Raw genomic sequence first — 26,213 nt, 5'->3', positions numbered from 1 at the left:
CGTGGACTTTTTACAAAAGCTAGGACATAAGACGCTCAATCGCTTTGCATCAATTGGGCGAGCTACTCGCATGTTATTAGGTGCCTTGCTAAATATGCCTAATGTACGTCAAGGTACGCCATTACTGATAAAGCAGCTTTACATGGTTGGTCATCAATCTCTTTTGATTATCATGGTATCGGGATTGTTCATTGGTATGGTTTTGGCACTGCAAGGCTACACTGTTTTAGTAGGTTATGGTGCGGAAGACAGCTTAGGTCCGCTCGTTGCTTTGAGCTTATTACGAGAGCTAGGGCCGGTGGTTACTGCGCTTTTGTTTGCTGGCCGAGCAGGCAGTGCACTGACGGCTGAAATAGGCTTGATGAAAGCGACAGAGCAGTTATCCAGTTTAGAAATGATGGCGGTTGATCCATTAAAACGTGTCGTTGCACCTCGTTTTTGGGCTGGTTTTATAAGTATGCCTTTGCTAGCACTCATATTTTCAGCAGTGGCAATATTGGGTGCGCATTTAGTCGGCGTTGACTGGCTTGGTGTCGACTCTGGTAGTTTCTGGTCAATCATGCAATCTCAGGTTTCTTTACAGCAAGATATCATGAATGGTCTGATTAAAAGTTTTGTATTTGCGTTAATTGTGACGTGGATAGCACTGTATAAAGGTTATGATTGTGTCCCGACCTCAGAGGGGATCAGCAAAGCGACAACGGAAACCGTTGTGCATTCTTCATTGGCTGTTTTAGGTTTTGACTTTGTATTAACAGCAGTGATGTTTTCGAGTTAAGGGTTAGGAAAATGAATACACGGAAAATAGAAATTTTGGTTGGCTTATTTGTCGCTTTAGGCGTTGCTGCATTTGTGATGTTAGCCATGAAAGTAGCCAATGCGGGGATCAGCGGCAATGGTGAAACATATCAACTAGACGCTAAATTTGACAATATCGGATCATTGAAAACACGCGCGCCGATTAAAGTAGGTGGTGTTGTTATTGGCCGCGTCGACGGCATTCGCATTCATCCGCAAGAGTTTGTGCCAGTGGTGAGCATGAGCATTGATAAGACGTATGAATGTCAGTTTTCGGATACAACGTCTGTGGCTATCTTAACTTCAGGTATTTTAGGTGAGCAATATTTGGGTATTTCACCGGTTATCGCGTCTGAGTCTGCCAAGCAAACATGTTTAGGTAATGAAGTATCTACGCAAGATGAGGTAGATTTAGATGACTTATTTGGCGTCGAGAGCCTTGCGCTCAAAGATGGTGACACAATCACAGATACTAAATCTGCACTGGTACTAGAAGAGTTGATTGGCCAGTTCCTATTTAATCAAAGCAGCGAGTAAGTCACCATGATAAAGAATTATTTCGTTATCGCTATCAGTGTGTTGACGCTGACATTATTTAGCGCAGTTGCTAATGCAGCACAGGTTGATTTGAAAGACCCTTATAAGATGGTTCAACAAGTTGCGGATAATACGTTTAAGCGTGTGGCAAAAGATCAGAGCATCATTGCAAAAGATAAGGAGCATTTACGAGTTATCGTAGAGCAGGAGCTGTTGCCATATATTGATTATAAATATGCTGCTTATCGCGTGTTAGGCAGTTATATACAAAAAGTGCGTAATATCAAAGATAAACAAGAAAAGGCGCAAGCAGTCAAAAACATTCGCGCATTTATTGAAGTGTTTAAATCATATCTGGTGGCGACATATGCTGGTGTATTTACCCAATATACAGACCAGAAAGTGGAGTTTGAAGCGCCGCGTCCTTTTGCAGATGTTAATGTCGCGACTGTAAGAACCAAGATTGTTGAAGCAGGTAAACCAGACATTAAGATTGACTTTAAAGTACGTCAAAACAAGCAAGGTGAGTGGCGCGCTTTTGATATGATGGCTGAGGGGATCAGCTTGTTGGATGCCAAGCAAAGTGAATTACACGGTATTTTGCGCCAGCAAGGCATTGAGCATGTTATTTCTCTATTAGAGAAGAAAAGCCAACTGCCAGTGCAGTTTAGAGGGGATGATGGAAATGCCTAATCTGCACTTCGACAAAGTTGCTGATGATATAGTGGCGGTAAAAGGTGAGTTGACCCGTGACACCTTAATAAATGAATCACTTCTTAATCAATTGTTAGAAAATGCGCAGTCAGTGCTGTATTTTGACCTTTGTGAGGTCTCAAGGGTTGACACAGCGGGCTTAGCTTGGTTAATTCACTCTTTAGGCAAATTAAAACGACAAGGCATACGCCTTGAGTTGCAGAATAGACCTGAGCAATTGCAAAATTTGATGGAATTGGGGCAGGTCACAACCTTATTTGAGTGAGTCCGATGGAAACAAATCAAGTCGAAACTGTTTTACAGCAATCTTTGACCTTAGAAGAAGTAAAAGTAAAAGCAAATGGCAGTCACTATGAGGTGATTGCTGTTGGCGAGTGTTTTGATGGACTAAGACGCGTAAAAAGAGAGCAAATGGTCTACGGCCCATTAATGGAAGTGATCAAAGATGGGACGATCCATGCTGTAAGTATTAAAGCTTTTACACCTACCGAGTGGCAACGCGAGCAAAAGTTTATCTTGCCACAATAATTAGGAGCCACAATGGATCAGTTTGTTATCCAAGGTGGCACCACTTTAAACGGTGAAGTCACTATCTCTGGAGCCAAAAATGCGGCTCTACCTATCTTATTTGCAGCATTACTTGCTGATGGCAAAAGTATTTTCAGTAATGTGCCTCAATTACGCGATATTGTTACCACAGAAGCTTTACTTCGTACACTTGGTGCCGAGGTGACATGGCGTGGCGATTTACTTGAAGTAGATGGTCGCTGTGTCGACAAGGTGCTAGCACCCTATGAGCTTGTAAAGCAAATGCGCGCTTCTGTATTAGCGCTGGGACCTTTGTTGGCACGTTTTGGTCAAGCACAAGTATCTTTACCTGGTGGATGTGCAATTGGCGCAAGACCTGTGGATTTACACATTTCGGGTCTAGAAAAAATGGGCGCTCAGATTACGGTTGAAAATGGTTATATAAATGCGCAGACACCTCAAGGTAAGCGTTTGCAGGGCGCAGAAATTTTCATGGAAACTGTATCAGTTGGTGCAACAGAAAACCTACTTATGGCTGCGACGCTTGCTGAGGGGACTACTGTCTTGGAAAACGCCGCGCGCGAACCTGAAATTATTAACCTCGCTGAGTGTTTGACCTCTATGGGCGCGAACATTCAAGGGGCAGGCTCGAGCCGTATTGAAATCCAAGGTGTTGAGAAGCTAAACGGTTGTGAGCATAAAATTCTTCCAGATCGTATTGAAACAGGCACTTTTTTGGTGGCTGCAGCAATGAGCAAAGGTGAAGTATTGTGTCGTAATACAGATCATGCGAGTTTGGAGCCTGTGCTTGAAAAGCTTCGTCAAGCCAATGTCGCTGTTGAAGTGAATAATGACAGTATCTTTGTCAGCATGAAGGATCGAGACCTAAAAGCTGTAAATATAAAGACCATGCCTCACCCTGGTTTTCCAACCGATATGCAAGCGCAGTTTACAGCGCTTAACGTTGTTGCCAATGGCAGCGCGACTATCACAGAGACTATATTTGAAAATCGCTTTATGCATGTGCCAGAGTTACAGCGAATGGGCGCAAATATTCGTTTGGAAGGCAATACTGCGATCTGTGATGAGACACAGCGTCTATCTGGTGCTCAGGTAATGGCGACAGATTTACGTGCGTCGGCAAGTTTGATTTTAACGGGTATTATTGCCGAAGGTGAAACTGTGGTGGATCGTATTTATCATGTGGATAGAGGTTATCAAAAAATAGAAGATAAGCTCAGTCGACTAGGTGCGAACATTCGCAGAAAACACAATTAAAAAAAGCGAGCTTAGCTCGCTTTTTTTATTTAAAAGAGGCCTAGTAAATTGGGGTCTCTAACTCCATGACTTCGACCATAAATGATAAGCGTTGACCATTTCGGTTTACTTCAAATTCTAGCACTGTACCAGGCTCTGTATTACCTATGGTGCGAAGTGTTTGCTGTGGGTTAGTAATGGCTTTACCTGCCACTTTAGTGACTATATCCCCGTCTTTCATGCCTACTTGCCAAGCAGGACCAAGGGGGTCTAAGTCTCTGATGCGAAGTCCCATAATTGGTGTATACACGTCTGTGATTATCTGCCCTTTGTTATCTACTGCAGTGCCTTTAAAACCAAGATAGCCTCTAATGACACGGCCATCCTCTATTATTTTGGTCATCACATCTTTAGCTAATCTATAAGGGACAGCAAAAGATATCCCCTCGATATCGATATTATAGCGGGTGGTAAATTGTGCAGAAGTGATACCTACTAAAGTGCCGTTTGAATTGACCAAAGCGCCACCTGAGTTACCAACATTAACAGCTGCATCGGTTTGCAATAAGCTGTTGTATTGGCTTTCGGTTAGTGCCTGCTTTCCGGTTGCACTGATGATCCCTTGAGTAATGGTTTGCCCCAAATTAAGAGGGTTTCCAATAGCAAGTACAACATCACCGATACGCGGTAATAGGTTATCATCCATTGGGATAACAGGGAGGTGATTTTCCTCTACTTTAATGACCGCAAGATCTGTGATGGTATCAAAGCCTATGAGTATACCGTAGTATTGCCTGCCATCAGGCAACAGTACGATAATTTGGTCTGCACTATTAATGACATGGTAGTTCGTTAAAATATAGCCATCAGCACTCATAATCACACCTGAGCCGAGCTCTTGGATACGATTTTGCCTTTTAAAGCGGGGGACAGAGCTGAAGCTTTCGGAAAAAATAGTGACTACAGCAGGTGCTGCGCGACTAACGCCATTGGCAAAACTCATTTGTTGCACCGTATAAGGTACATTGAGGCTGGCAGCTCTTTCTTTTAATCCTGGTTTTAACCAGAGAATTAAAAATGCAATACCAAGCCCAATTATTACTGGGGCGAGGATAAATCTAATAAATTGCAACACGGTTTATTATTATACATAGTTTATTTTGTGATAAATCTATGATGACACAAAACAACGCAGCGGCAAGAGCCGCTGCGTAAATCTGAGGATTTTTTTGTATTATTTACTGAATTAAATAGAAAACAGAATCTCTGCCTCGTTTAATACCCAATACAATATTACCCTGAATATCGTCGATTAGTCGCTTCATGTCGCGCACAGTGGTGACGCGTTGGCGGTTCACTTGCATGATCACATCACCCTCTTGAAGTCCTACACGGGCTGCAGGTGAGCGCTCTTCAATGCTGACGACCACGATACCTTTATTACCGTTTCGTTCATTACTCTCAAGTACAGCACCTTGTAAACTTGGGTGAATACGATCAGCTTGTGCTTGTCGCTCGTTTTGGCCTTGCAACTTGACGTCAAGCGTACGCTTTTTGCCATCACGATAAATGCCGACTTTAATTTCTCGTCCTTCACCTAGAGTTGCAATTTTCCCTCTTAATTCGTCAATGCTTTCAACACTGTCGCCATCAATACTGATGATTACATCGTTCGCTTTTACACCTGCTTCAGCAGCCGCTGAATCTTTAGTCACTTCTTGGATAAACACACCTTGTTTAACATCAAAACCCTGTGCCTCAGCAAGACCTGCATTAAGTGTACGGCCAACGACGCCCAGTGAGCCACGCCTTACTTGCCCGTATTCAATGATCTGATCAACGAGGTTTTTCATCATATTGGATGGGATAGCGAAGCCGATCCCAACATTACCGCCAGACGCCCCTAAAATGGCTGTATTGATGCCAATCAGTTCACCTTTTAAGTTGACCAGTGCACCACCCGAATTACCTTGGTTGATGGCCGCATCTGTTTGAATAAAGTCTTCGTAGCCTTCAATATTTAAGCCACTACGCCCAAGAGCACTGACAATACCTGATGTTACTGTATGACTTAAACCGAATGGGTTGCCTATGGCAACGGAGAAGTCACCAACGCGTAATTTATCTGAATCGGCGAGTTTCACTTCTGTGAGGTCGTCATTATCGATTTGTAATAATGCAATGTCAGACTCTTTGTCAGCACCGATCAGCTTTGCTTTAAACTCTCTGCCATCTTCTAGCGTGACAAGAATATTATCAGCTTCATCTATTACATGATTGTTTGTAACCACATAGCCTTCATCGGCATCAATGATCACCCCTGAACCTAATCCACTGAAAGGGCGTTTTTGCGTACGTGCTGGGGGATTACCAAAGAAAAAATCAAATGGGTCAACACGACGGCGCACTTCTTTAGCGCCAGATACTTGAATACTCACGACCCCTGGAGTTACGCGCTCTAACATTGGAGCCAGTGTGGGGAGTTGTTGACCGTCAACCGCAACAGGTAGCCTTGCTTCTGCACTTTGTGGTGCTAAAAGTAAGCTTGAAGAAAAAAGCGCTGCGGATAATAAAGTTAATTTTAATTTCATAGTCTGGAAATTCTCCTAAATAACAGCGTTAAACACATCACTTTAGTGAACTTAAAGCAGTTGTTTTCGTTCAACATGACATGAGTTAGTTTTGTGAGCGGGGAGTGCCCGCTCAGTTATCTGGTAGTTATTTCTAAAGACTATGGGGTCAAAAAAAAGTTCATCAAGAAGTTTTTAGTTGCTCGCTTTTTGTACGGTCGTCATTAAATAAACCGCTTTCTCCCTCTGCGTAATCGGCAGGTGGCGCATTGTGGATGGATTCTGAATTGCGTCTTTTTTCTGGTCTTGCACGCAACGAAGCTTGAAGCTGCTCTGTGGTTTCTTTTGAGAAGAAAGGTTCATTTGCCTGACTGCGCTTCTCTTCAAGTAATAGCTGATTTGTATCTTCAACATGTTGAAGTAGTTGGCTGTAATTGTCATGCATTTTACCTACTAGCTTTTTGGTATTGGCTAAGTGGTCTGCTACATCTTGCCTATATTGCTCCAAGTTTTGCTCTGCTTGTTGTGCTTGCTGCTCTAACTCTTCATGCTTGAACTGCTTTTTGGTAAAGAGTGAACCTAAGAAGAATGCACTGATCGCTACGATGATTAATAAGCCCAACCATGCAATTGTTGTCATATTTACTCCTGTGTAAGGTGAGTGGCACCTGTTACTTTTACTAAAATACTCTCAATCGATAGGTTAAATATACGCTGAGAATGGATGCGTGTTAATATATTGGGCAAAGAAAACTGCTCAGTTTAATAAAAAATATGATGACGCCTTGGGAAAAGTATCAAGAAGACCTTAAAAGAGATGACTTTCAGTACGACAGTGCACAAGAAAACGCGGTCAAGCACTTGCAGCGTTTATATGATGATTTAATCGCACAACCTCCTGAGCCCAAAGGTTTCTTTGCAAAGCTGTTTGCAAAGAAGCAAGTAGAGCCGGTAAAAGGACTCTATTTTTGGGGCGGAGTAGGTCGTGGAAAAACGTATTTAGTGGATACTTTTTACGAGGCGTTGCCGAGCGATAGAAAAATGCGCGTACATTTTCACCGCTTTATGCATCGTGTACATGATGAACTTAAAAAGCTTAAAGAAGTTAAAAACCCGTTGAATGTTGTGGCTGATATCTTTAAATCTGAAACGGATATCATCTGCTTCGATGAGTTTTTTGTGCAAGACATTACGGATGCTATGTTGCTCGGTGGATTAATGGAAGCGTTGTTTGAACGCGGGATTGTGTTAGTTGCGACATCTAATATTGTGCCTGATGAGCTATATCGAAATGGTTTGCAGCGCGCACGCTTCTTGCCAGCGATTGCATTGGTGAAAGCGAACACTGAAATCGTAAACGTTGACTCGGGTATTGATTATCGTCTGCGCACATTAGAGTCAGCAGAAATTTTCCATAGTCCACTTGATGCACAAGCGGATGCTAACTTATTTGAGTACTTTGATAAGTTGTCACCAGAGCTGGGTGTACTTGATGCTGAGATAGAGATCGAAGGACGAATGATTAAAACGCGCAAAGTATCTGATTGCATTGCGATGTTTGATTTTACACAACTATGTGAAACTGCTCGCTCACAAGTGGACTATATGGAGATTAGCCGCCTATATAACACGGTTATCCTATCGAATGTGAAGCAAATGGGACAATCTAACGACGATGCTGCACGACGATTTATCGCTTTAGTTGATGAGTTTTATGAGCGCAATGTCACCTTGATAATATCTTCTGAAGCGCCTATCGACGAGATCTACACAGAGGGGACATTAAACTTCGAATTTAGACGTTGTATCAGTCGCTTACAAGAGATGCAGTCATTAGAGTATCTCTCCAGAGAACACTTAGCTTAGCAAAATCACATTTCTGGCGGAAAAATCGGCCATACGCTGGTTTTTCCCAACTACCCTTGCTATAATCCGCGGCCTGCCACGTTGCGTTCTATAGCCCTCGTCGGCTTAGCCACCGACTTGAGCGGCAAAAAAGTCTTAAACTCGAAGGGGTTGAAGCACCATTAGTAGAGCGGTAGTCCTCTGACTACCTGTGGTTTTAACTGAAAACTTTGGATTTTATAAATGAAAACGTTTGTTGCTAAACCAGAAACTGTAAAACGTGACTGGTACGTAGTTGACGCTGAAGGTAAAACTTTAGGTCGTATTGCTACTGAAATCGCTGCTCGCCTACGCGGTAAGCACAAGGCTGAGTACACTCCACATGTTGACACTGGTGATTACATCATCGTTATCAACGCTGAAAAAGTTACTGTAACTGGTAACAAAGCTCAGCAAAAAATGTACTACGCTCACTCTGGTTACCCAGGTGGTCTTAAGTCTGTTAACTTCGAAAAACTTCAAGCTAAAAAGCCTGAAATGATCATCGAAAAAGCAGTTAAAGGCATGTTACCTCGCGGTCCTCTAGGTCGTGAAATGTTCCGTAAACTTAAAGTTTACGCTGGTAACGAGCACAACCATGCGGCACAACAGCCTCAGGTTCTAGACATTTAAGGAGCACTATCATGGCAAATCAATACTACGGTACAGGTCGTCGTAAAAGTTCAAGTGCTCGCGTATTCTTACGCCCAGGCACTGGCAACATCGTAATTAACCAACGTTCTATCGAAGAATACTTCGGTCGCGAAACTTCTCGCATGGTTGTTCGTCAGCCACTAGAGCTAGTTGAGCTATCTGAGAAGTTTGACCTTTACATCACTGTTGAAGGTGGTGGTATGACTGGTCAAGCTGGCGCAATCCGCCACGGTATCACTCGTGCACTAATGGAGTTTGACGAGTCACTACGTCCTACTCTACGTAAAGCTGGCTTCGTTACTCGTGACGCTCGTCGCGTTGAACGTAAGAAAGTTGGTCTTAAGAAAGCACGTAAGAAGACACAGTTCTCAAAACGTTAATTTATTACGTTTCAGAATGTCAAAAACCCAGCCTTGTGCTGGGTTTTTTGTTTTTTGTGCCGGCTATCAATATCCCTATTAAAACATCTTGAAATACGCCAATCTCAAATTCAGTAACTTTCAGTAAACTCTAAAAGTTGTTCACTTTGTACGCTTATTGACCATTTCTTTTGCTACACTTGCAGGGCAAGTAAATTATTCGCAATATCGTCTGATTAAATTTTCATTCATCTGGACAGAGGTTGATCTTGGTCAGGAAATCATTGCGAAAGACGTCATATCATAACCTGTCGTTTCTAGTATTGGCTGTTTATTGAAGCGCTTAGCACTTTATATGGTCATAATTAGAATAGTAATAACCGTGTTTTTTACATGGTTTTTACTAATGATCGCGTCTATTTTGAAATATCTTAAAATTAACCTGCTGTAACTGATGTTCTCAATATAGCAAGTGTTGAGGATCATAGTGGAGATAAGTGGATGAGCAATGCGCCTGTTGACAACAGCCGACGCCGTTTTTTAACTATCGCTACCTCTGTCGTAGGTGGTGTTGGTGCGGCTGGAGCTGCTGTTCCTTTTATTGCGTCTTGGAATCCGAGTGAGCGTGCTAAATCTGCAGGGGCTCCTGTAGAAGTGGACATAAGCAAACTTGAGCCTGGACAATTAATTCGTGTTGAGTGGCGTGGTAAACCTGTATGGGTTATCTATCGTACACCAAAAATGTTAGAACAAATGAAGCAACACGAAGATCAACTTCGTGACCCCAATTCTGACGAAGCACAGCAGCTGGATTCAGCGAAAAATAGCTATCGCTCTCAGCGAGAAGAGATTTTTGTTGCTGTTGGGATCTGTACCCACCTTGGTTGCTCTCCAACATTCATGAATGGTGGATTCGGTGAAAAAGTGGAAGGGACCGCAGATGGATTCTTCTGCCCGTGCCATGGCTCCAAATTTGATATGGCGGGTCGCGTTTTTCAAAATGTACCCGCACCTTTGAATTTGGAAGTGCCGCCATACACTTTCCTAGATGAGACCACGATTTTAGTGGGTGAAGAAGAGGAGATGGCATAATGGCGACTAATTACGAACAACCTAATCAAACTGCAGACGAGACGAATAAGCGCTCTGGTGGTGCTATTAGCTCAGTCGTCGACTGGATCAATGATCGCATTCCGATGACTCGGGTTTGGAATATGCATATTGCGCAATATCCTGCGCCGAAAAACTTCAACTTCTGGTATCTATTTGGCTCTTTAGCTATTTTGGTATTGGTTAACCAAATTGTGACGGGTATTTGGTTAACGATGAATTTTGTTCCTTCTGCTGAGGGGGCATTTGCTTCTGTTGAATACATCATGCGTGATGTTGAGTATGGCTGGTTATTAAGATATCTCCATTCGACAGGCGCTTCCGCATTCTTTGTGGTTGTTTATCTGCATATGTTTAGAGGCATGATTTATGGCTCTTATCAAAAGCCCAGAGAATTACTGTGGCTATTTGGTATGTTGATATTCTTGGCCCTGATGGCTGAAGCATTTATGGGCTACTTGCTACCTTGGGGGCAAATGTCGTTCTGGGGTGCACAGGTAATCATTTCCTTATTTGGTGCCATTCCTGTTATCGGAGAAGACTTAACACTTTGGATCCGAGGTGACTATGTTATTTCAGGCGCTACGCTGAATCGTTTTTTTGCGCTGCATGTCATCGCATTGCCATTGGTGTTAGTGATCCTTGTGTTCTTGCACATTGTTGCACTGCATGAAGTGGGCTCTAACAACCCTGATGGTATTGAAATTAAACGTAAAAAAGGCTCTGTGGCTGAAGAGGACAAGCCTAACTTTAAATTCCATGAATACTACACCAGTAAAAAAGACGTTGTGGATGCAATTCCTTTCCATCCTTATTACACAGTAAAAGACATTTTAGGTGTGGCAGGATTCTTAATTTTATTCTGTTGGGTGGTGTTTTTTATGCCTGAGATGAATGGTTTCTTCTTAGAAGCCCCGAATTTTGAAGCTGCTAATCCGCTTAAAACACCTGAGCATATCTTCCCTGTTTGGTATTTTACGCCTTTCTATGCGATTTTACGCGCTATTCCTGATAAACTAGCGGGCGTAGTGGCTATGGGTGCCTCGATAGTCGTTCTGGCATTATTGCCATGGCTTGACCGAGGAAAAGTACGCTCAATTCGTTATCGTAGTAAATGGCATAAGTTGAACATTGCACAATTTGTGGTTACCTTCTTGATCTTAGGTTGGGCTGGTGCGACTCCACAAACGGTATTTTCAACTATTTTGTCGCAGATTTGTACCGTGACGTATTTCATGTTCTTTGTGTTGTTGTATGTTTATTCAAAGAATGAAGTAACTAAGCCACTACCTACGAGGTTGACGAAATGATGAAAAAGCTATTAATCGGTTTATTCGCATTGTTGCCAACCTTAACAATGGCAGCAGGTCCATCAGTGCCACTAATGGACGCTAATATTGACTTGAGGGATAATGCATCGTTGCAGCGTGGCGCTAAATTGTTCATGAATTACTGTTTAGGTTGTCACCAGATGCAATACCAACGTTATGAACGTACTTTTCGTGACATTGGGATCCCTGTTGAAATAGGTAAAGAGACACTCATCTTTGATGACTCTAAAGTAGGCTCGCATATCTTAAACTCTATGTCGAAAGAGGATGCAGCTAAGTGGTTTGGTGCGGCACCGCCAGATTTAACCTTGATATCTCGAGTTAAATCACCAGATTATATATACACATACTTAAAGTCATTTTATAAAGATGAATCTCGTCCTTTTGGTGTGAACAATATCGTATTCCCATTGGTGGGGATGCCTCATGTTCTTCAAGAACTACAGGGCTTGCCAATGCCAATTACTGAAGAAGTAGTTGAAAATGGCGAGACGGTAACCAAAATTGTGGGTGTCGAAACTGACGGCTCCGGTGAGATGAGTGACGATGAATATGACCAAGCGGCAAGAGATCTCACTAACTTTTTAGCGTATGTGGGTGAACCTTCTCGATTAGAATCTGAGGCAATAGGTATCAAAGTGCTCGGATTCTTGGTAATCTTCTTCATCTTAGCTTTCTTGTTGAAGAAAGAGTACTGGAGAGACGTTCATTAATTTGAACACTCAATGGTGATTATAGGTAATAGGGGCGCATGCCCCTATTGCTGTTTAAAGTGATTTGATTACTTTGTGATTAATTTATGGAGGTAGGCATGGCCGTAGCTGCCAATAAGCGCCCAGTTATGACTCTTTTTTCTGGTGCAAACTGTATGTATAGCCATCAGGTTCGTATCGTTTTAGCAGAAAAAGGTGTAAGTGTTGATATTCATCTGGCTGAAAAGGACAACTTGCCAGAAGCGCTACACGAAATTAACCCATATGGTACAGTTCCGACGTTAATCGATCGTGAGCTTGGCTTATATCAAGCTAATATCATTATGGAATATTTGGATGAGCGTTTCCCGCATCCACCACTGATGCCAGTTTACCCAGTTATGCGTGGACGCAGCCGCTTGATGATGCACCGCATTGAAAGCGATTGGTATAGCCTTGCTGAGAAAATCATGTCAGGCAATGACGTTGATAATGCGCGTAAAGAGTTAACTGAAGCACTTCTTGCTGTGGCACCTATCTTTGGTGAAGCGCCTTATTTCATGAGTGAAGAGTTTAGCTTGGTTGATTGCTTTATGGCTCCTCTATTGTGGCGTTTGCCTCAATTAGGTATTGAGCTTTCGGGCAGCGGTGCAAGCGAGCTGAAAGATTACATGCTACGTTTATTTGAGCGTGAGTCTTTCCAAGCGTCTTTGACTGATATTGAGCGCGAGATCCGCAGCTAATGACATCTAATCGACCTTATTTACTAAGGGCGTTCTATGAGTGGATCGTGGACAATCAGTGCACGCCACACATAGTTGTCAATGCCAACTTCCCTCACGTACAAGTGCCAGTCCAGTTTGTACAGGACGGTCAGATTGTCTTGAATGTGAGCCCAAGTGCGGCAAATAACTTCACTATGGATAATGATGCATTGAGCTTCAGTGCACGCTTTTCTGGTCAACCAATGCAGGTTTATGTGCCTGTTGACGCAGTACTGGCGATTTATGCCAGAGAAAATGGTGAAGGGACAATTTTCTCTGAATCGACTATCGAAGAGGATTACGAAGAAGAATCGTATGATGCTGATGATGAGTTGGCCCCAGAGGTTGAACAGCAGCCTGATAGCGCTGTAGAGCAAACACCTTCACAAGAGGGTAAGCCTAAAAAAGGCGCTCATTTACGCGTTATCAAGTAGAAAAAAACCTGCATCAGCAGGTTTTTTTATGTTTGAGCTCACTACAGGTATTCAAAAGCCTTAATGACTTTTTCTACTCCGTGAATGTTGCGTGCGATCTCTACTGCTTTTTCTGCTTCAGCAGGGGCGACCATTCCCATTAAAAAGACTTCGGCGTTTTCTGTCACAACCTTAATATTGGTGCCATTGACGTTATCATCTGCCAGCAGTTGTGTTTTCACTTTTGAAGTCAGCCATGTATCGTGACCTTTGGTCGCCAAACCTATATTGCTGCCAATACGGATTTGGTTGAATAGCTTTTTAACACCAATAACAGGCTTTACGGCATTTTGCGCTTCGGTTCTCATCTCTATATTGGCCACCTGTCCTGTCAATAAAACAGTGCCATTGACGCTCACAACATTGATGTTGGCATGCTTTGCCAATCTTTGGATTTTTTTAAGCTCAATAGTCGCTTTAATTTCTATGCTATTGTCGTCTATTTGTGAGCCGATAGTGCGTCGGTCATTTGCTGCTGATACCGCGCCTGCAGTCCCAGCGACGACCGCTGCTGCACAGCCTTGAAGAAGAGACAAAACAGCAATTACCAAGATGGGTTTTAACAGCATATTAGGCATCCTGAGGGAATAAAATATTGTCTATAAGTTGGCTTAAGCAATGCACGGTGAACATATGAGACTCTAAAATTCTGCTTGCTCGCTTATTAGGAACCCTTATCTCAACATCATTTGGGCCTAATAAACCTGTTAATTCACCGCCATCGTTACCTGTCAGCGCAATAATCTTTAGATCTTTGGTCAATGCAGATTCAACAGCGCTTATGACCTCTTTTTCATTGCCATTGAGTGCAATGGCAAAAAGCAAATCACCTTCTTGGGCTATTGCTCTAATCTGACGGGCAAATAACTCTGTTTGTGAGCTAGTTGATTGGCCGCTGAGGTTAATGCTAGATTGGCTCAATGTCAGCGCTGGCAGACATGGTCGTTCAGTTTCATAGAAATTGATAAGTAAACTGGCAAAGTGCTCAGCAAGCATATGACTGCTTGGTTCACCACAGCAGATCAACTTATTACCATTGATCAATGTTTGAGAGATTACATAGGCAGCTGTCTCTAACTGCTCAGGTAATGCTTCTCCCGCTGCTATTTGCGCTTGAATACTTTCGGTAAAGATGGCTTTGATTGATTCTTGCATATTAAAAAACGTTCTTTATCCAATGTATCGCATGTGGGGAATGCCCCTGTATTGCAACAAAGTCTACGCGTAGCGCTACATTATGCAAGGTAAAATCCTGCATGTATTGATATATGCTACGCCTTAAACGTTGCTGTTTTTGTTGTGAAAGTGTATTGAGTGCGCCGCCAAATTTTAGACTTTTACGGTATTTCACTTCAACAAATACCCAAGTTCGGGCATCTTTCATGATTAAATCAATTTCTCCATGTCGACACAAGTAATTACGAGCTATTGGTGTCAACCCTTGCTTTTGCAGATAGCGCTCAGCAACCTCTTCAAAATACGACCCTTTTTCCCTAGTGTTGTTAAAAATTCCTTTTAGCATGCTGTTATCCTTACAGGCTGGGTGTGTGATGTTATTACTTGTATTTACTCTACTTGTTGCATAAACAGTGGCGTAGGAGGCCTCTCATCGAGGCTCACGAGTCGAATACTGTTTTTATGGTATTGACCCCAGCTAAGCTTCCTATGTATCTGGTTGGCTTCTTTAATGCTGAGTGCGCCGGTTAATCCATCAAACTCTTTGCCCGGTATTCTACTTAATTGTTTGAGTTCTGGGATCAAGTTGAGCGCATCATGGGCCATGGCAAACAAGCGTTGCTCAATATCAGCTTGTTCGGGCCAGAGTCTAGAATATGTGTCTCGCAGGTTTCGTTGATTTACAACGTCGGGGAGCATCCAGGGCAGTTCAGTAAAGTAGAGCCCTTCTAAATCACCCTTGTCTGTCTTATCTATTTGCTTACTATAACTCCGTGAGCTTGCATACAGTGGGATCCGCTCTGCAAATGTACTGACGTTAACATCAAGGTACGGTTTGAGTAATCGTGTCTCAATGGCGTCCCCGAGAATGTAGATCGCATCGATATCTCGTCTTGAGCGTGTTTCACTCTCTACTTCACTGCGGAATAGACTTTTGACCTCTTTTATTCTGGCTTTAGAGCGATCCACTTCTAGTAGCTCAGTGATCACCTCGACCATATCTTCGCTGTTACTATAAAACCCAGCTTCGGGTTGAGTTTTGCTGAAGTTTTGCCATTGAGTATTGAAATGCGAAATTAATCGCTGCCCTGAGGGGGTATCGGGCGCGAGCAGCATGGGCTTTTGGAAGCCTTTTGCTAAAAAATGCACCAAGGCTTGCTCGACTTCATGCTCAGGGTTTAGAGCGAAGTAATAGTGTTCAGTATGGATCCGTTGTGCTTCATCTGGGTTTACTTCATTAAGAAAAATAGCGGCAGACTGAGCGATAAACGGACTTGATTTAACCTTAACAATATTGCTTTTTAAGAGCGGGCCAATGACAAAGTCGGGTTGGCTTTTTTGTAACTCTCGCTCGATAAGTTCTGCGCTGTCCATTTCGTCAATAAAATAAATTTCTTCAATTTGACTTTTATCCATGGCTGCCAAAAAGCCGTTTTTTAATGCCGAGCCTAGACGTTCACTACTTCCTGATTGAGGCAGTAAAATGGCTAACTTAGTTGCTTGGTAAGGCGCAAGGTTTATGGTGGATTTCACTTCATTGGGGATAATGAAACTGCCAGGGTGATTTTTATAGCGTCTTTGCCAGTTGTTCATTGCTTGGTGCAATTGCACTGTGGAGCCCAAATATACTTGATGATACTTAGCGAGCTTTACCCAACCTTGTTGAATGACTGAACCACGATCAAAACGCTCTAGGGCGTAAGAAGATAGTTGCTGTAATGCCGTCCATATATCTTGATTTAAGCCTGTGATGTTGAGTTTGTTTTGTTGCGAGGTATCCGCGCTTTTAAAGTAATGAACGAGGGCTTTTTTAGGTAATTTCTGTGAGGCAAAAATACTGCCTTTGAGGTATTGATGCCAGCCTTTGTGCTCTGCAAGGGTAAGCTGATCACTAATATTCGTTAAGATAGTGTGTGCGCTTTCATACTTTCCTTGCTCTTTTTGTGCAAAGGCAATATAGAGCTTATTTTGAACATGATCGACGCTGGCTTTTGATTCTAACTCAAAGCAGATCTGCTCCAGCATAGGCCAATTTCCCTCGTTGATCGCAGCTTCTCGAGCACCGTAAAGCACTTGTATTCTATTTGCGCCTTGCTTTGAGAGTGCTAGTGCATACAGTGAACTCGCATCCATATTCTCAGTCGATTGCACAGCAAGTGCTTGAGTCTGCGGATTTGTTGCTGGTTGTACGTTTTTAGGGGTTGTGCCACAGGCCGATAAACCGGACAATACAGCCACTATTAGACTTATTTTTTTCAGTTGCACGCGTATACCTTCACTCATCACCTTATATGTGAATATCTTACTGACTGATCTTGGAGAGCTCAATGACAAAAGCTGACACTTTAGACAAAATTGGCACCCTGCACATCGTTGCTACACCAATTGGCAATTTAGATGACATTAGTGAACGGGCGCTGAAAACCTTAGCTGACGTAGATCTTATTGCAGCAGAAGATACGCGTCATACTGGCAAACTATTGAGTCACTTTAATATTAAAGCAAAAACCTTTGCTTTGCATGATCATAACGAAAAACAAAAAGCTCAACAAATATTAGATTGGTTGAATGAAGGCAAAGATATTGCGTTGGTCTCTGATGCGGGCACTCCTTTGATCAGCGACCCTGGTTATGCCGTGGTGAATTTATGCCGTGAAGCTGGCGCAAAGGTGACACCGGTCCCTGGCGCATGTGCAGCTATTGCTGCGGTGAGCTGCTCAGGGTTACCCACAGATAAGTTTCAATTTATCGGCTTTACGCCAGCAAAAAGCCAAGCGAGACAACAATTTTTCATAGCGGCGTTCGAATCTGGGATCACCAGCATTATGTATGAAAGCACGCATCGCATTATGGCGAGTCTGGATGATCTTGCCAGCGCGTTAGGAGAACAGCAGCAAGTGGTGTTTGCCAAAGAACTCACCAAGACATATGAAACGTTTTTTAGCGGTGAAGTGTCTGAGCTAATCACTTTTCTAACTGATGAACCTGAACGCCAGCGCGGTGAATTGGTGCTTATTTTGCCAGGTAAGGGAAAAGAAACTGCAGCAATCACGCCTGAAGCACAAAAATTAATTTCGCTTTTGGAAGCTGAAATGCCACTTAAAAAAGCCTGTGGCGTAGCTGCTGAGTACTTTGGTCTTAAAAAGAACGCCTTATACAAAGCGATTATTGCACAAAGAGAAGAATAGCAAAAAATCCGCTGTGCTTTAGTCTAGAAACAGGTATAATGCGCCGCGAGTTGGCCGGATAATCGCTGCTTGTGACGAAAATGATCAAGGGGAGGAAAGTCCGGGCTCCACAGGGCAGGGTGCCAGCTAACGGCTGGGGGGTGAAAGCCCACGACAAGTGCAGCAGAGAGAAGACCGCCAACTTCGGTTGGTAAGGGTGAAAGGGTGCGGTAAGAGCGCACCGGGCCGCTGGTAACAGTCGGTTGCAAGGTAAACTCCACCCGGAGCAAGACCAAATAGGGTTCCTTATGGTGTGGCCCACATCGGAACCGGGTAGGTTGCTTGAGCCTAAGAGCGATTTTAGGCCTAGACGAATGATTATCACCTCGTAAGAGGGACAGAACCCGGCTTATAGGCCGACTCACATATTTTAGTAGCCGCTTGAATCTTCAAGCGGCTTTCTAATCTTAAAAGCACGACTTTTCATTGCTGTGCACACAGCTGCACCTTAATTCCATTTTAAAATTACCATACCCTCACTCAATACATTCCAAGCTTGATTTTTTTCTTCTAATACTTTTATTGTTCTTATATTTTAAATAATGCTGTTTTGTGCATATTTTAATCCATTCCATATTCTTGGCACAATTGCATGTCATAAACCCTAAATTGAACTGTATTTGTCAATTAATAGGGGGTATTAATATTATGATGCGGACTAAACTGTGCCTAGCCTTGCTGACTTTGGGGGCGGCTGTCCCCAATAGTGTGCAGGCTGCCATGGCACCATTAACAATACATGTTGATGAAAATACCAAAACGAATACCACCATAGGTCGGGTGAGTTTTGTTGATGGTGTATCCGATAAAACGGTGCGCTTGGAAGTCGGTAAAACGGACATTAAAAACTGGGTAACCAATGGTGAAGCATTTGAGCCAATCTCATTTGCCTCAAGTTTTACGCAAGCGCCGATTGTTTTTGGTCAGATTCAATCCAATAGTGACTATGCAATAGAGTATGAAGTAAGCACCTATTCTTATTCTGGCCTAACGAGCAAAAACAACAATAGATTATTGATGCGCCACCGCTTAGATAACGTCAGTGCGTTGGGCTTTGAGGCCGTGCTTGAATCTGAGCTGGATAAAAAAGGCACCAGTGTCATTCAAAGCTTTACCAATACCGGTGAGGGTGAAACGCTCGGCTGGATAGCATTTGCTGAGCCAATCTCAGCGCTTTGGAATGACAAGCCATTTGAGGTTTCAAGTACAGGTACTGCGGTGACCCATCAGGTGCATGGTCACGCATTTAGTGCGCCTATTACAGAAACCCCAACGATTTTAACCTCCTTAGCATCCTACAATGGCGCATCTCAAAGCGGTGTGGCGATTGATGAAGTCTCTGCAAACCGTGTGAAAGTGCATATTGATAACATTGATGATGACGCTCATGCGGCTGAAAACGTCAATGTATTTGCACTGCAAGGCTCTGGCTTTTTATTTACAGAAAGCTTGGCAATTGTGGGGGAAACGGGCGTCATCAAAGTCGCTGATTCAGGCAGTGATGCGCCATTTTCTATCACTTTTTCGAAATCTTATAACAACCCTGTTGTATTCGTTCAAGCGGTAGGAATAGACAAAGACATTGTTGATGCGGCGGTACGCTTCAATTTTGTTGCGCCTATGATGCTGCAAGGGTATTTGCATGGCGATAACGAAAGTGTGGTACCAAATCGCTTTGGTGAGTTTGAACTGCATTATCAAATCTTTGAGGCGGGCCGTTGGGATATACCACTGGAACATTATAGCTATGAAATCATCTCTGGTAATGATGCGGGTGTATTCTCAATTGATGCAATCAAAGGTGATATTAAAGTTGCTGACCAAACACAATTAGATTTTGAGCTGGGCAATAATCAGTACGTATTAACGGTTCGTGTGAAAGATGGAGCGGGCAATACGTATGATTCGACAGTCACGATTAATGTAAACGACATTAATGATTCTTTGAACAACAATGCGCAATCCATTGATGGTCTAGCAGCGGGTGACTGGGCTGGTTGGTCAGTAGCCCCTGCTGGTGACGTAAACGGTGACGGTTTCGACGATATCATTGTAGGCTCTCCTCAAGCAGATGTTTATAGAAATGATGGCACCTTTATGTACGAAGATAATGGTGCAGCTTACGTTCTTTTCAGTGATGCAACGGGCACATTCCCATCACTAACGGAAGTGATCGGTGGTACTCGTGGTTTTGGGATCATGGGAGCTGAATCTGGCGACAACGCAGGTTTTGCTGTTGCTGGAGGCGTTGATATTAACGGCGACGGATTATCAGATGTAGTAGTTGGTGCGCCTTATGCCGGTACTAACGGTAAAAATTCAGGTTCAACCTACGTTGTATTTGGTAAAACTGGTACTAACTATGTTCCATTGTCTGATATGAATACTGGCGGGAGCGATTACGGTTTTGCTATTCATGGAGCTTACACTGAAGACTATGCTGGTGGTACGTTAGTTGTCGGCGATGTGAATGGTGATGGTCTTGGTGACATTGTTATCGGAGAAACAGTCACGCGTTTTTTAGCTGGGACTGGTTCATTTGAATTAAGGGACTTACTAGAAGATGGCACAGCAGATCCTAACTTAGCCTATGTTGTTTACGGTAAAAAAGACAATAACGTGGTTCAGTTAGCCAATGTTGCGACAGACTACAACACGCAAGGTTTTGCGATCACTCGCCCAAGCAGAAGGTTATTCAGTGGGTGGCACTACGGTGCACAAGTACTACCCACCGGTGATTTTAACAGTGACGGCTTAACGGACTTTATCGTAAGCCACGGTTTATATGTTGATACATCTGGTACCAGCTATGTGGCGTATGGCCGTATTGGTGGTGAATCAATAAAGTACAACAGCATCAAGTCGAGTGGGAATGGCATTAAAATCATCCCTGAAGCCAGCGGCAACTATGGTTTTAACTTTGGCCGTGCAAGTTTAAATACACTGCCTTCATTTACCACCTCTCACGTTGGTGACGTGAATGCTGATGGTGTTGACGACATAGCCTTGTTACTGACCGATACAGGGTGTTGCTCTGCTATTGAGCACCCGCGTGCGTATATCTTATTTGGTGGCGTAAATGTTGCCGATGAAATTAACTTAGCAGATATTGCACAAGGCAACGGCGGTTTTGTTATTCATAATGATGCGTCCAACATTGATCACAGTGATTTGCAGGTTATTTTGGGCTCCATTGGTGGGGCAGGCGACTTAAATGGTGATGGTTTTGACGACATCATTATAGGCGACCCGTTTGCAGAAGATAACAAAGGTCGTGTGTATGCCGTGTATGGGCGTGCAGGTACAGATCCTGTTTACCTAAGCGAAATCATTGAGACAAAACAAGGTTTCTACTCTGAAGGTAACGGTGGCGAGCAGTTAGGTCAATTCATCGCCAGCGCCGGTGACATCAATGGCGATGGCATCAAAGATATTCAATTTGGTACACCTTCTGCTGATAAAAACAATTTAAGCAACACCGGTGCAGTGTATGTATTAAACGGCGATGGCAATTTAGTGACACTGTGGGGCACTGTGGGTGATGATACAATCACAGGTGCAGCAACGGCAGATAATATCGCAACGGGAACCGGTGATGATGTTATTCGCACCAATGGAGGTGCTGATGCGGTGTTTGCAGGTCCCGGTGAAGATACCATTTACATTTCTGATAATACGTTTACCCGTATCGACGGGGGCGGTAATACCGATACGTTGATCTTTGATGGGGCAGGCATTAACCTCAATCTCGCAGCACAAGCATCTCGTGTTCGTAACGTAGAAGTGTTTGATATTCGAGGCTCAGGTGCAAACTCAATCACATTGAATAAAAGTGTCAGCAGCAACTCAAACTTGCGCATTTTAGGTGATGATGATGACTTTGTTGGTGCTGCGAACAACCAGTGGGTTGATTCAGGCACAACGCAAGTTATCGACAATATCACTTATAAAGTGTTTACAGTCGGTGCTGCAACCATGTTAGTGCAAGATGGTGTGAGTATTGCCGTTAACAATGCACCGACTATTGAAGCACAATCCTTCACTGTGAGTGAAGCCTCTGCAAGCGGTACTGAAATTGGCACTATTTTGGCCGACCCTAATGATGTCGGCGACTTTGTTACTTTTCAAATTCTAAGTGGCAACACAGATGGTGACTTAGTGCTAGATGCACAAACGGGTGTATTGAGCATCAGCCCTGACATTTCTCGTTTAGACTTTGAGAACACCGCTACGTACAACTTAGAAGTCATTGTTTATGACCAATACAACACTACGGATGTGGCAAACATTACCGTTGATGTATTAGACATGGAAGCCATGACCATTAGCTTTTCCGGTGATGCAAGTGGTGAAGGCAGTTATTGGGGTAACAATACTGTGCTTGAGTTGCTTGGTATGAGTTCACCTGATTGGGCATCAACTGAAACAAAAATGACTTGGACACTGCCTGATGAAGATACTGGTGCGGCAACATGGCCTGCATTTAGAGTACAGTCTGGCGGTAAAATTCACTATGTGGGTGGTCTTGACCTCTTTGGTGGTTGGGTTGAAGCTGATATCCCATTAGCCATGGACTTAAAATACCCAGATGAAATTCAAGTAGGTCAACCGGTTAACTTAACCACGCAATTTAAAGTGGATCCACGCTCTAACTTCATGGCGTCTTCCCCTGGCGTACAAATCTCAGCTGAGTTAATTGTTGAAGACTTCTTCATGAGCTTTGAGTCTGAAGTATTCCCAAATCTGAATGACACGACCAAAATTGACTATGGTTCATATGAGAAAAGTGTAGGCTCAGAGTCATCAGGCGTTTATGGTGATAACTGTGCCAATGCTTTAAATCGTGCCGATTGTTACAAGTTGGACGAGGGGGTGGAAGTTTACGATTTAACTCGTGAGCTGACGGATGACGAAATTACTACCCTCATTGCAGAACACCACTATGAGTTATCGCTAGCAACGACTATTGCGCATGCAAGACAAGTTAGCTCAAACCTGACGTACGACACCAGCATGGTTGACGGCGACTATCTTGTCGATGTTGTATATGCTCATCTAGGTGCGACCGATGGATTTGAAATCATCAGCACAGATCACTCAGATCCATTGGCATCGATCACCTCTTTTGTTCGTGCTGAAACGACAGACGAAGAGATTGCGCTATATATCAAAAATCTAACTCGCGATACGTTAGCTGCTGATGTCGCAAACAGCGCCAGAAAAGCCATTGAGAAAGCCATTAATTTAGAGGTAGATAAGCTACGTTTTCTTGCTGGTCATGACTTAATTGATTGGGTGTCTGAAGAAGTATATTGGGGTTCAAATTGGACCAAATGGCATGCCAAAGCAGGCATGGAAGCGGTTGAAGGCACTTCTGAGCAGTGTATTGATGATTTTTATGCACCAGTGGGTGAAGATTTATACCGTAGTTATAAGTTCAGTACCTTAGATACTTTTGTGAGTATCACATTAGATTTATTCCAAGACTTTGAGTTGAATGTTGAGCCTTCAGCAATTTTAGTGTTAGAAGATGGCACAGAAATTTATTTTGACCCAGAAGACGACATCGTATTCACGCCAGAGCTTACGCATGACGTTAATAACGATGGCATGATCGACGCGACATTAACAGTGGATGTTCAGTCTAAATTTGTGAACAACAGTAAGATGAAAGCGTCATATAAAATGCCGTTTAAGTTCTTAGAGTTCTCATATAACGTGCAAGAAGCTGTGTGTACTGACGCGCAAGCTTACTTCATGGGTAAGCAAGGCATTCAGTACGAAAAAGGCTCATATGGTCCGTTAATGGATAGCGAGTGGGTGTTTGAGTTCTCTGACACTGACTTTGGTGGTGAAACGGAAATCACACTGGCTCAAAATTCGTATACAACGCACCTATCGTTTGACTTGTGTAATACCAACGGCGTGTGTGGCGAGCCGGTATTGTCGTACAAAAATAATGCGCCAGTGGCATCTGATGTCACAGTAACAGGTGATTTTATTGGTAAGTCTGCAGTATTCGGGACTTATTCTTACTCGGATCCAGATGGAGATATCGAAGAAGCGACGCGTTTCCAATGGTATCGCTCAGCAACTGGTAATGAGACTGACGCACAAGTGATTGAGGGTGAGCTTTACCAATCATATACCTTGTCATTAGACGATATTGATAACTATGTGGCATTTTGTGTGACACCTGACGATGGCACAGATCTTGGGAGCCCTGCATGTTCTGAATGGACTTATGTAGAAAGCCCATTCCATAAAGACTTGTCTATCATTAATGGCTTCGGTCAATCTATTGTCTTTGATGGCACGGATCAGAGCATGGTTCAAACTCTGAATTCAGGCTTCAATCCGAATAGCTCTTATACAATTGAAGCCTGGGTGAAAGTGAATGCATTGAACCCCGATGACAATTCAAACTTAATTACCTTTACCGAAAGCGATAATAAGTCAAAAGCTGCAATTAGAATATTCTCTGATGGTCGCTTACGTATTAAAGCAACGAACAGCACGTTTAAATCGACAGAAACAGTGACCGTTGGTCAGTGGCAGCATTATGCCATCAGCTATGATCAGCCGACACAGCAGTTATCCGTGTATTTAGATGGTGAATTGATCATCTCTGAAGTTGATGCAGCTGACTCAAGTAATGTGTATTTTGTATGGGGTTCAGGCAACGATGGTGTAAGCAAGAAGCTAAATGGTCAAATTGATGAGATCCGTATTTGGAACCAAGCGCTATCGCAACAGACGATTGCGGGGCATCGTGCATTAAGTGCGTCGTTAAATGATTCAAGGCTTGTGTCTTATTACAACTTCGATACTGTGGTTGATGCTAAGGTAGAAGATTTGCTTGGTCAAAGCACCATGACGCTGGTGAACAGCCCTAGTATTGTAAAGCATGATACGTATTTAAAGTTTGATGGTAATGGCGATTACATCAACATTGCTGATGCCAGCGATGGTTCGATAGACTTTGCAGGTGAAAACTTTACGGCCTCAGCGTGGATTTACTTAGAGCCAGGTTCCAATGGCACAAAGCGTAACATTTTTGCGAAAAAAATCTCAGCGAATGCAGGTTACAAAGGCTGGAGCTTAAGTGTGAACAGTTCAAACCGTTTGGAATATCATCATGATGCTGTCAACGATGGTAAAAAAACCTTCTCAGGAGGCACGTTTAAGACGGGTCGTTGGTATCATGTTGCAGTGGTTGCCGATTGGGAGGGCGGCAAGGTGAGGCTGTATATTAACGGCAGCGAAGTCGGTGGAAATGGCAGTGGTCTAGGGAACAAACGTAACCTAAACAACCACGTACCACTGCGTATTGGTGCATATAGCTCTACCAATACGACATCAAACACTTTCAAAGGCCACATTGATGATGTCGCCATATGGACGCGCGCTTTGTCTGAAGATGAGCTCAATGTGTGCAAAGATGACATGGTGTTGGGCTGCGAGCAAGACATGTTGATATATTATGACTTTGAACAGGAAGCCCGTAAGAATAAAGCAGTTGATAGATACAACGGCACTATTTTTGGTGCGGCCGAAGTCAATCATGGTCTGGATGTTAAGTTTACGACAACTGAGTATGTTTCGTTTGTAGGCAAGCTTCCTGGTGGGTCAGGTATCACGTTTGGACTCGCTGATGCACCAGCTTATGGTGAGGTGGTCATCAATGAGTATTCAGGCGAATTTACCTATACGCCAAATGGTAGTGCAAATGGCGCAAGTGATTCATTTAGCTATGTCGTTTACGATAACAACAATGGATATAGTCTCAAGCAGATTGTGACCATTGAGTTTGAATAAGTTTATTAATTCTTAAAATTTACAAAGCCGCGATGCCAAAGGGTGTCGCGGCTTTTTTAATTGTATAGCAGTTAACGTTTCTAATTTTTATCCCATTTTTCCCTATTATCGAATTTGACGCTATCAAGAGGGCGTACTTGGTAGCTACTTTTAATCACTATTTATAATGCGTTTAACTGGTTTTTATTTTGCACTAGGTAGTGTATTTACAACGCTTAGTAATTTTATTTCAATGCTTTATGAAAAATATATGTGTCATCAATGTGACGTATTTCTGAAATAAAAAAGTCATTTCCTAGTCTTACACTTGCCGCTGCTCAC

The 26,213-nt window shown here is 43.1% G+C and carries 23 protein-coding genes and 1 other RNA gene; 17 read left to right on the top strand and 7 right to left on the bottom strand.

Annotated features, from left to right (window positions below; translation table 11 throughout):
- Nucleotide 1 precedes the first annotated feature (1 nt).
- From mlaE to murA, 6 genes are read left to right on the top strand one after another with little or no spacing between them, the layout of a single operon-like run.
- A complete protein-coding gene (mlaE, locus tag QNM16_RS20835; protein ID WP_284022205.1) occupies nucleotides 2-778 on the top strand; it encodes a lipid asymmetry maintenance ABC transporter permease subunit MlaE in 777 nt (258 codons plus the stop codon).
- 11 nt (nucleotides 779-789) lie between these two features.
- Entirely contained in the window at nucleotides 790-1,335 is a 546-nt protein-coding gene (gene mlaD / locus QNM16_RS20830; protein ID WP_063361385.1) for an outer membrane lipid asymmetry maintenance protein MlaD, read from the top strand.
- A 6-nt stretch (nucleotides 1,336-1,341) separates the two neighbouring features.
- Entirely contained in the window at nucleotides 1,342-2,028 is a 687-nt protein-coding gene (locus tag QNM16_RS20825) for an MlaC/ttg2D family ABC transporter substrate-binding protein (protein WP_284022204.1), read from the top strand.
- On the top strand, nucleotides 2,021-2,314 hold the full coding sequence (locus QNM16_RS20820; RefSeq protein WP_417710375.1) for an STAS domain-containing protein: 294 nt from the start codon (nucleotides 2,021-2,023) through the stop codon (nucleotides 2,312-2,314). Before QNM16_RS20825 ends, QNM16_RS20820 begins: the two co-directional genes overlap by 8 nt.
- Nucleotides 2,315-2,319: 5 nt before the next feature.
- Entirely contained in the window at nucleotides 2,320-2,577 is a 258-nt protein-coding gene (locus tag QNM16_RS20815) for a BolA family protein (RefSeq protein WP_284022202.1), read from the top strand.
- A 12-nt stretch (nucleotides 2,578-2,589) separates the two neighbouring features.
- A complete protein-coding gene (murA, locus tag QNM16_RS20810; RefSeq protein WP_284022201.1) occupies nucleotides 2,590-3,855 on the top strand; it encodes a UDP-N-acetylglucosamine 1-carboxyvinyltransferase in 1,266 nt (421 codons plus the stop codon).
- 40 nt (nucleotides 3,856-3,895) lie between these two features.
- Here the strand turns inward: murA and QNM16_RS20805 are convergent, their stop codons facing one another.
- The 3 genes from QNM16_RS20805 to QNM16_RS20795 form a co-directional block, all read right to left on the bottom strand.
- Nucleotides 3,896-4,969, bottom strand: coding sequence for a trypsin-like peptidase domain-containing protein (locus QNM16_RS20805; protein ID WP_284022200.1), 1,074 nt, complete (start codon nucleotides 4,967-4,969; stop codon nucleotides 3,896-3,898).
- Between the two features lie 103 nt (nucleotides 4,970-5,072).
- Nucleotides 5,073-6,425, bottom strand: coding sequence for a DegQ family serine endoprotease (locus QNM16_RS20800; protein WP_284022199.1), 1,353 nt, complete (start codon nucleotides 6,423-6,425; stop codon nucleotides 5,073-5,075).
- A gap of 163 nt (nucleotides 6,426-6,588) precedes the next feature.
- Entirely contained in the window at nucleotides 6,589-7,044 is a 456-nt protein-coding gene (locus QNM16_RS20795) for a Z-ring associated ZapG family protein (RefSeq protein ID WP_284022198.1), read from the bottom strand.
- A gap of 137 nt (nucleotides 7,045-7,181) precedes the next feature.
- Between QNM16_RS20795 and zapE the strand changes: the two genes are divergently transcribed.
- From zapE to QNM16_RS20755, 8 genes are all read left to right on the top strand, one after another.
- Nucleotides 7,182-8,270, top strand: a complete 1,089-nt coding sequence (gene zapE, locus QNM16_RS20790; RefSeq protein ID WP_284022288.1) for a cell division protein ZapE — start codon at nucleotides 7,182-7,184, stop codon at nucleotides 8,268-8,270.
- Nucleotides 8,271-8,492: 222 nt separating this feature from the next.
- Nucleotides 8,493-8,921, top strand: a complete 429-nt coding sequence (rplM, locus tag QNM16_RS20785; RefSeq protein WP_023397225.1) for a 50S ribosomal protein L13 — start codon at nucleotides 8,493-8,495, stop codon at nucleotides 8,919-8,921.
- Between the two features lie 8 nt (nucleotides 8,922-8,929).
- Nucleotides 8,930-9,322 carry a 30S ribosomal protein S9 gene (rpsI, locus tag QNM16_RS20780; RefSeq protein WP_155732008.1) on the top strand — a complete coding sequence of 131 codons (393 nt, stop codon included), beginning with the start codon at nucleotides 8,930-8,932 and terminating at the stop codon, nucleotides 9,320-9,322.
- 480 nt (nucleotides 9,323-9,802) lie between these two features.
- Complete coding sequence (gene petA, locus QNM16_RS20775; RefSeq protein ID WP_284022197.1) at nucleotides 9,803-10,393, top strand: ubiquinol-cytochrome c reductase iron-sulfur subunit; 591 nt, start codon at nucleotides 9,803-9,805, stop codon at nucleotides 10,391-10,393.
- Between the two features lie 104 nt (nucleotides 10,394-10,497).
- A complete protein-coding gene (locus QNM16_RS20770; RefSeq protein WP_063361535.1) occupies nucleotides 10,498-11,721 on the top strand; it encodes a cytochrome b in 1,224 nt (407 codons plus the stop codon).
- Nucleotides 11,718-12,455: a cytochrome c1 gene (locus QNM16_RS20765; RefSeq protein ID WP_237136112.1), complete on the top strand. Its 738-nt coding sequence runs from the start codon at nucleotides 11,718-11,720 to the stop codon at nucleotides 12,453-12,455. The genes QNM16_RS20770 and QNM16_RS20765 overlap by 4 nt, the downstream gene beginning before the upstream one ends.
- Nucleotides 12,456-12,553: 98 nt before the next feature.
- Nucleotides 12,554-13,177 carry a stringent starvation protein SspA gene (gene sspA / locus QNM16_RS20760; RefSeq protein ID WP_211036133.1) on the top strand — a complete coding sequence of 208 codons (624 nt, stop codon included), beginning with the start codon at nucleotides 12,554-12,556 and terminating at the stop codon, nucleotides 13,175-13,177.
- On the top strand, nucleotides 13,177-13,632 hold the full coding sequence (locus QNM16_RS20755; RefSeq protein ID WP_237136111.1) for a ClpXP protease specificity-enhancing factor: 456 nt from the start codon (nucleotides 13,177-13,179) through the stop codon (nucleotides 13,630-13,632). Before sspA ends, QNM16_RS20755 begins: the two co-directional genes overlap by 1 nt.
- 41 nt (nucleotides 13,633-13,673) lie before the next feature.
- On the opposite strand, the gene dolP is transcribed toward QNM16_RS20755, so the two are convergent.
- From dolP to QNM16_RS20735, 4 genes are read right to left on the bottom strand one after another with little or no spacing between them, the layout of a single operon-like run.
- Nucleotides 13,674-14,240 carry a division/outer membrane stress-associated lipid-binding lipoprotein gene (dolP, locus tag QNM16_RS20750; protein WP_284022196.1) on the bottom strand — a complete coding sequence of 189 codons (567 nt, stop codon included), beginning with the start codon at nucleotides 14,238-14,240 and terminating at the stop codon, nucleotides 13,674-13,676.
- Nucleotide 14,241: 1 nt separating this feature from the next.
- Nucleotides 14,242-14,826 (bottom strand): SIS domain-containing protein, encoded by a 585-nt coding sequence (locus tag QNM16_RS20745; protein WP_284022195.1) that lies wholly within the window; start codon nucleotides 14,824-14,826, stop codon nucleotides 14,242-14,244.
- 1 nt (nucleotide 14,827) lies between these two features.
- Nucleotides 14,828-15,193, bottom strand: coding sequence for a YraN family protein (locus tag QNM16_RS20740; RefSeq protein WP_284022194.1), 366 nt, complete (start codon nucleotides 15,191-15,193; stop codon nucleotides 14,828-14,830).
- Nucleotides 15,194-15,237: 44 nt separating this feature from the next.
- Entirely contained in the window at nucleotides 15,238-17,112 is a 1,875-nt protein-coding gene (locus QNM16_RS20735) for a penicillin-binding protein activator (RefSeq protein ID WP_284022193.1), read from the bottom strand.
- Between the two features lie 62 nt (nucleotides 17,113-17,174).
- Here QNM16_RS20735 and rsmI point away from each other — a divergent pair, with 62 nt between their 5' ends.
- The 3 genes from rsmI to QNM16_RS20720 all read left to right on the top strand — a co-directional run bounded on the left by rsmI (nucleotide 17,175) and on the right by QNM16_RS20720 (nucleotide 25,892).
- Nucleotides 17,175-18,035 carry a 16S rRNA (cytidine(1402)-2'-O)-methyltransferase gene (gene rsmI / locus QNM16_RS20730; protein WP_284022192.1) on the top strand — a complete coding sequence of 287 codons (861 nt, stop codon included), beginning with the start codon at nucleotides 17,175-17,177 and terminating at the stop codon, nucleotides 18,033-18,035.
- 46 nt (nucleotides 18,036-18,081) lie between these two features.
- An RNA gene (gene rnpB / locus QNM16_RS20725) (RNase P RNA component class A) lies at nucleotides 18,082-18,442 on the top strand.
- Nucleotides 18,443-18,722: 280 nt separating this feature from the next.
- Complete coding sequence (locus QNM16_RS20720; protein WP_284022191.1) at nucleotides 18,723-25,892, top strand: LamG-like jellyroll fold domain-containing protein; 7,170 nt, start codon at nucleotides 18,723-18,725, stop codon at nucleotides 25,890-25,892.
- Nucleotides 25,893-26,213 lie beyond the last annotated feature (321 nt).

The sequence above is a fragment of the Pseudoalteromonas umbrosa genome (assembly GCF_030125375.1).
Lineage (GTDB): Bacteria > Pseudomonadota > Gammaproteobacteria > Enterobacterales > Alteromonadaceae > Pseudoalteromonas > Pseudoalteromonas umbrosa.
The sequence above is the reverse complement of the archived record's forward strand: the minus strand, read 5'-3'. Positions and strand labels throughout refer to the sequence as shown.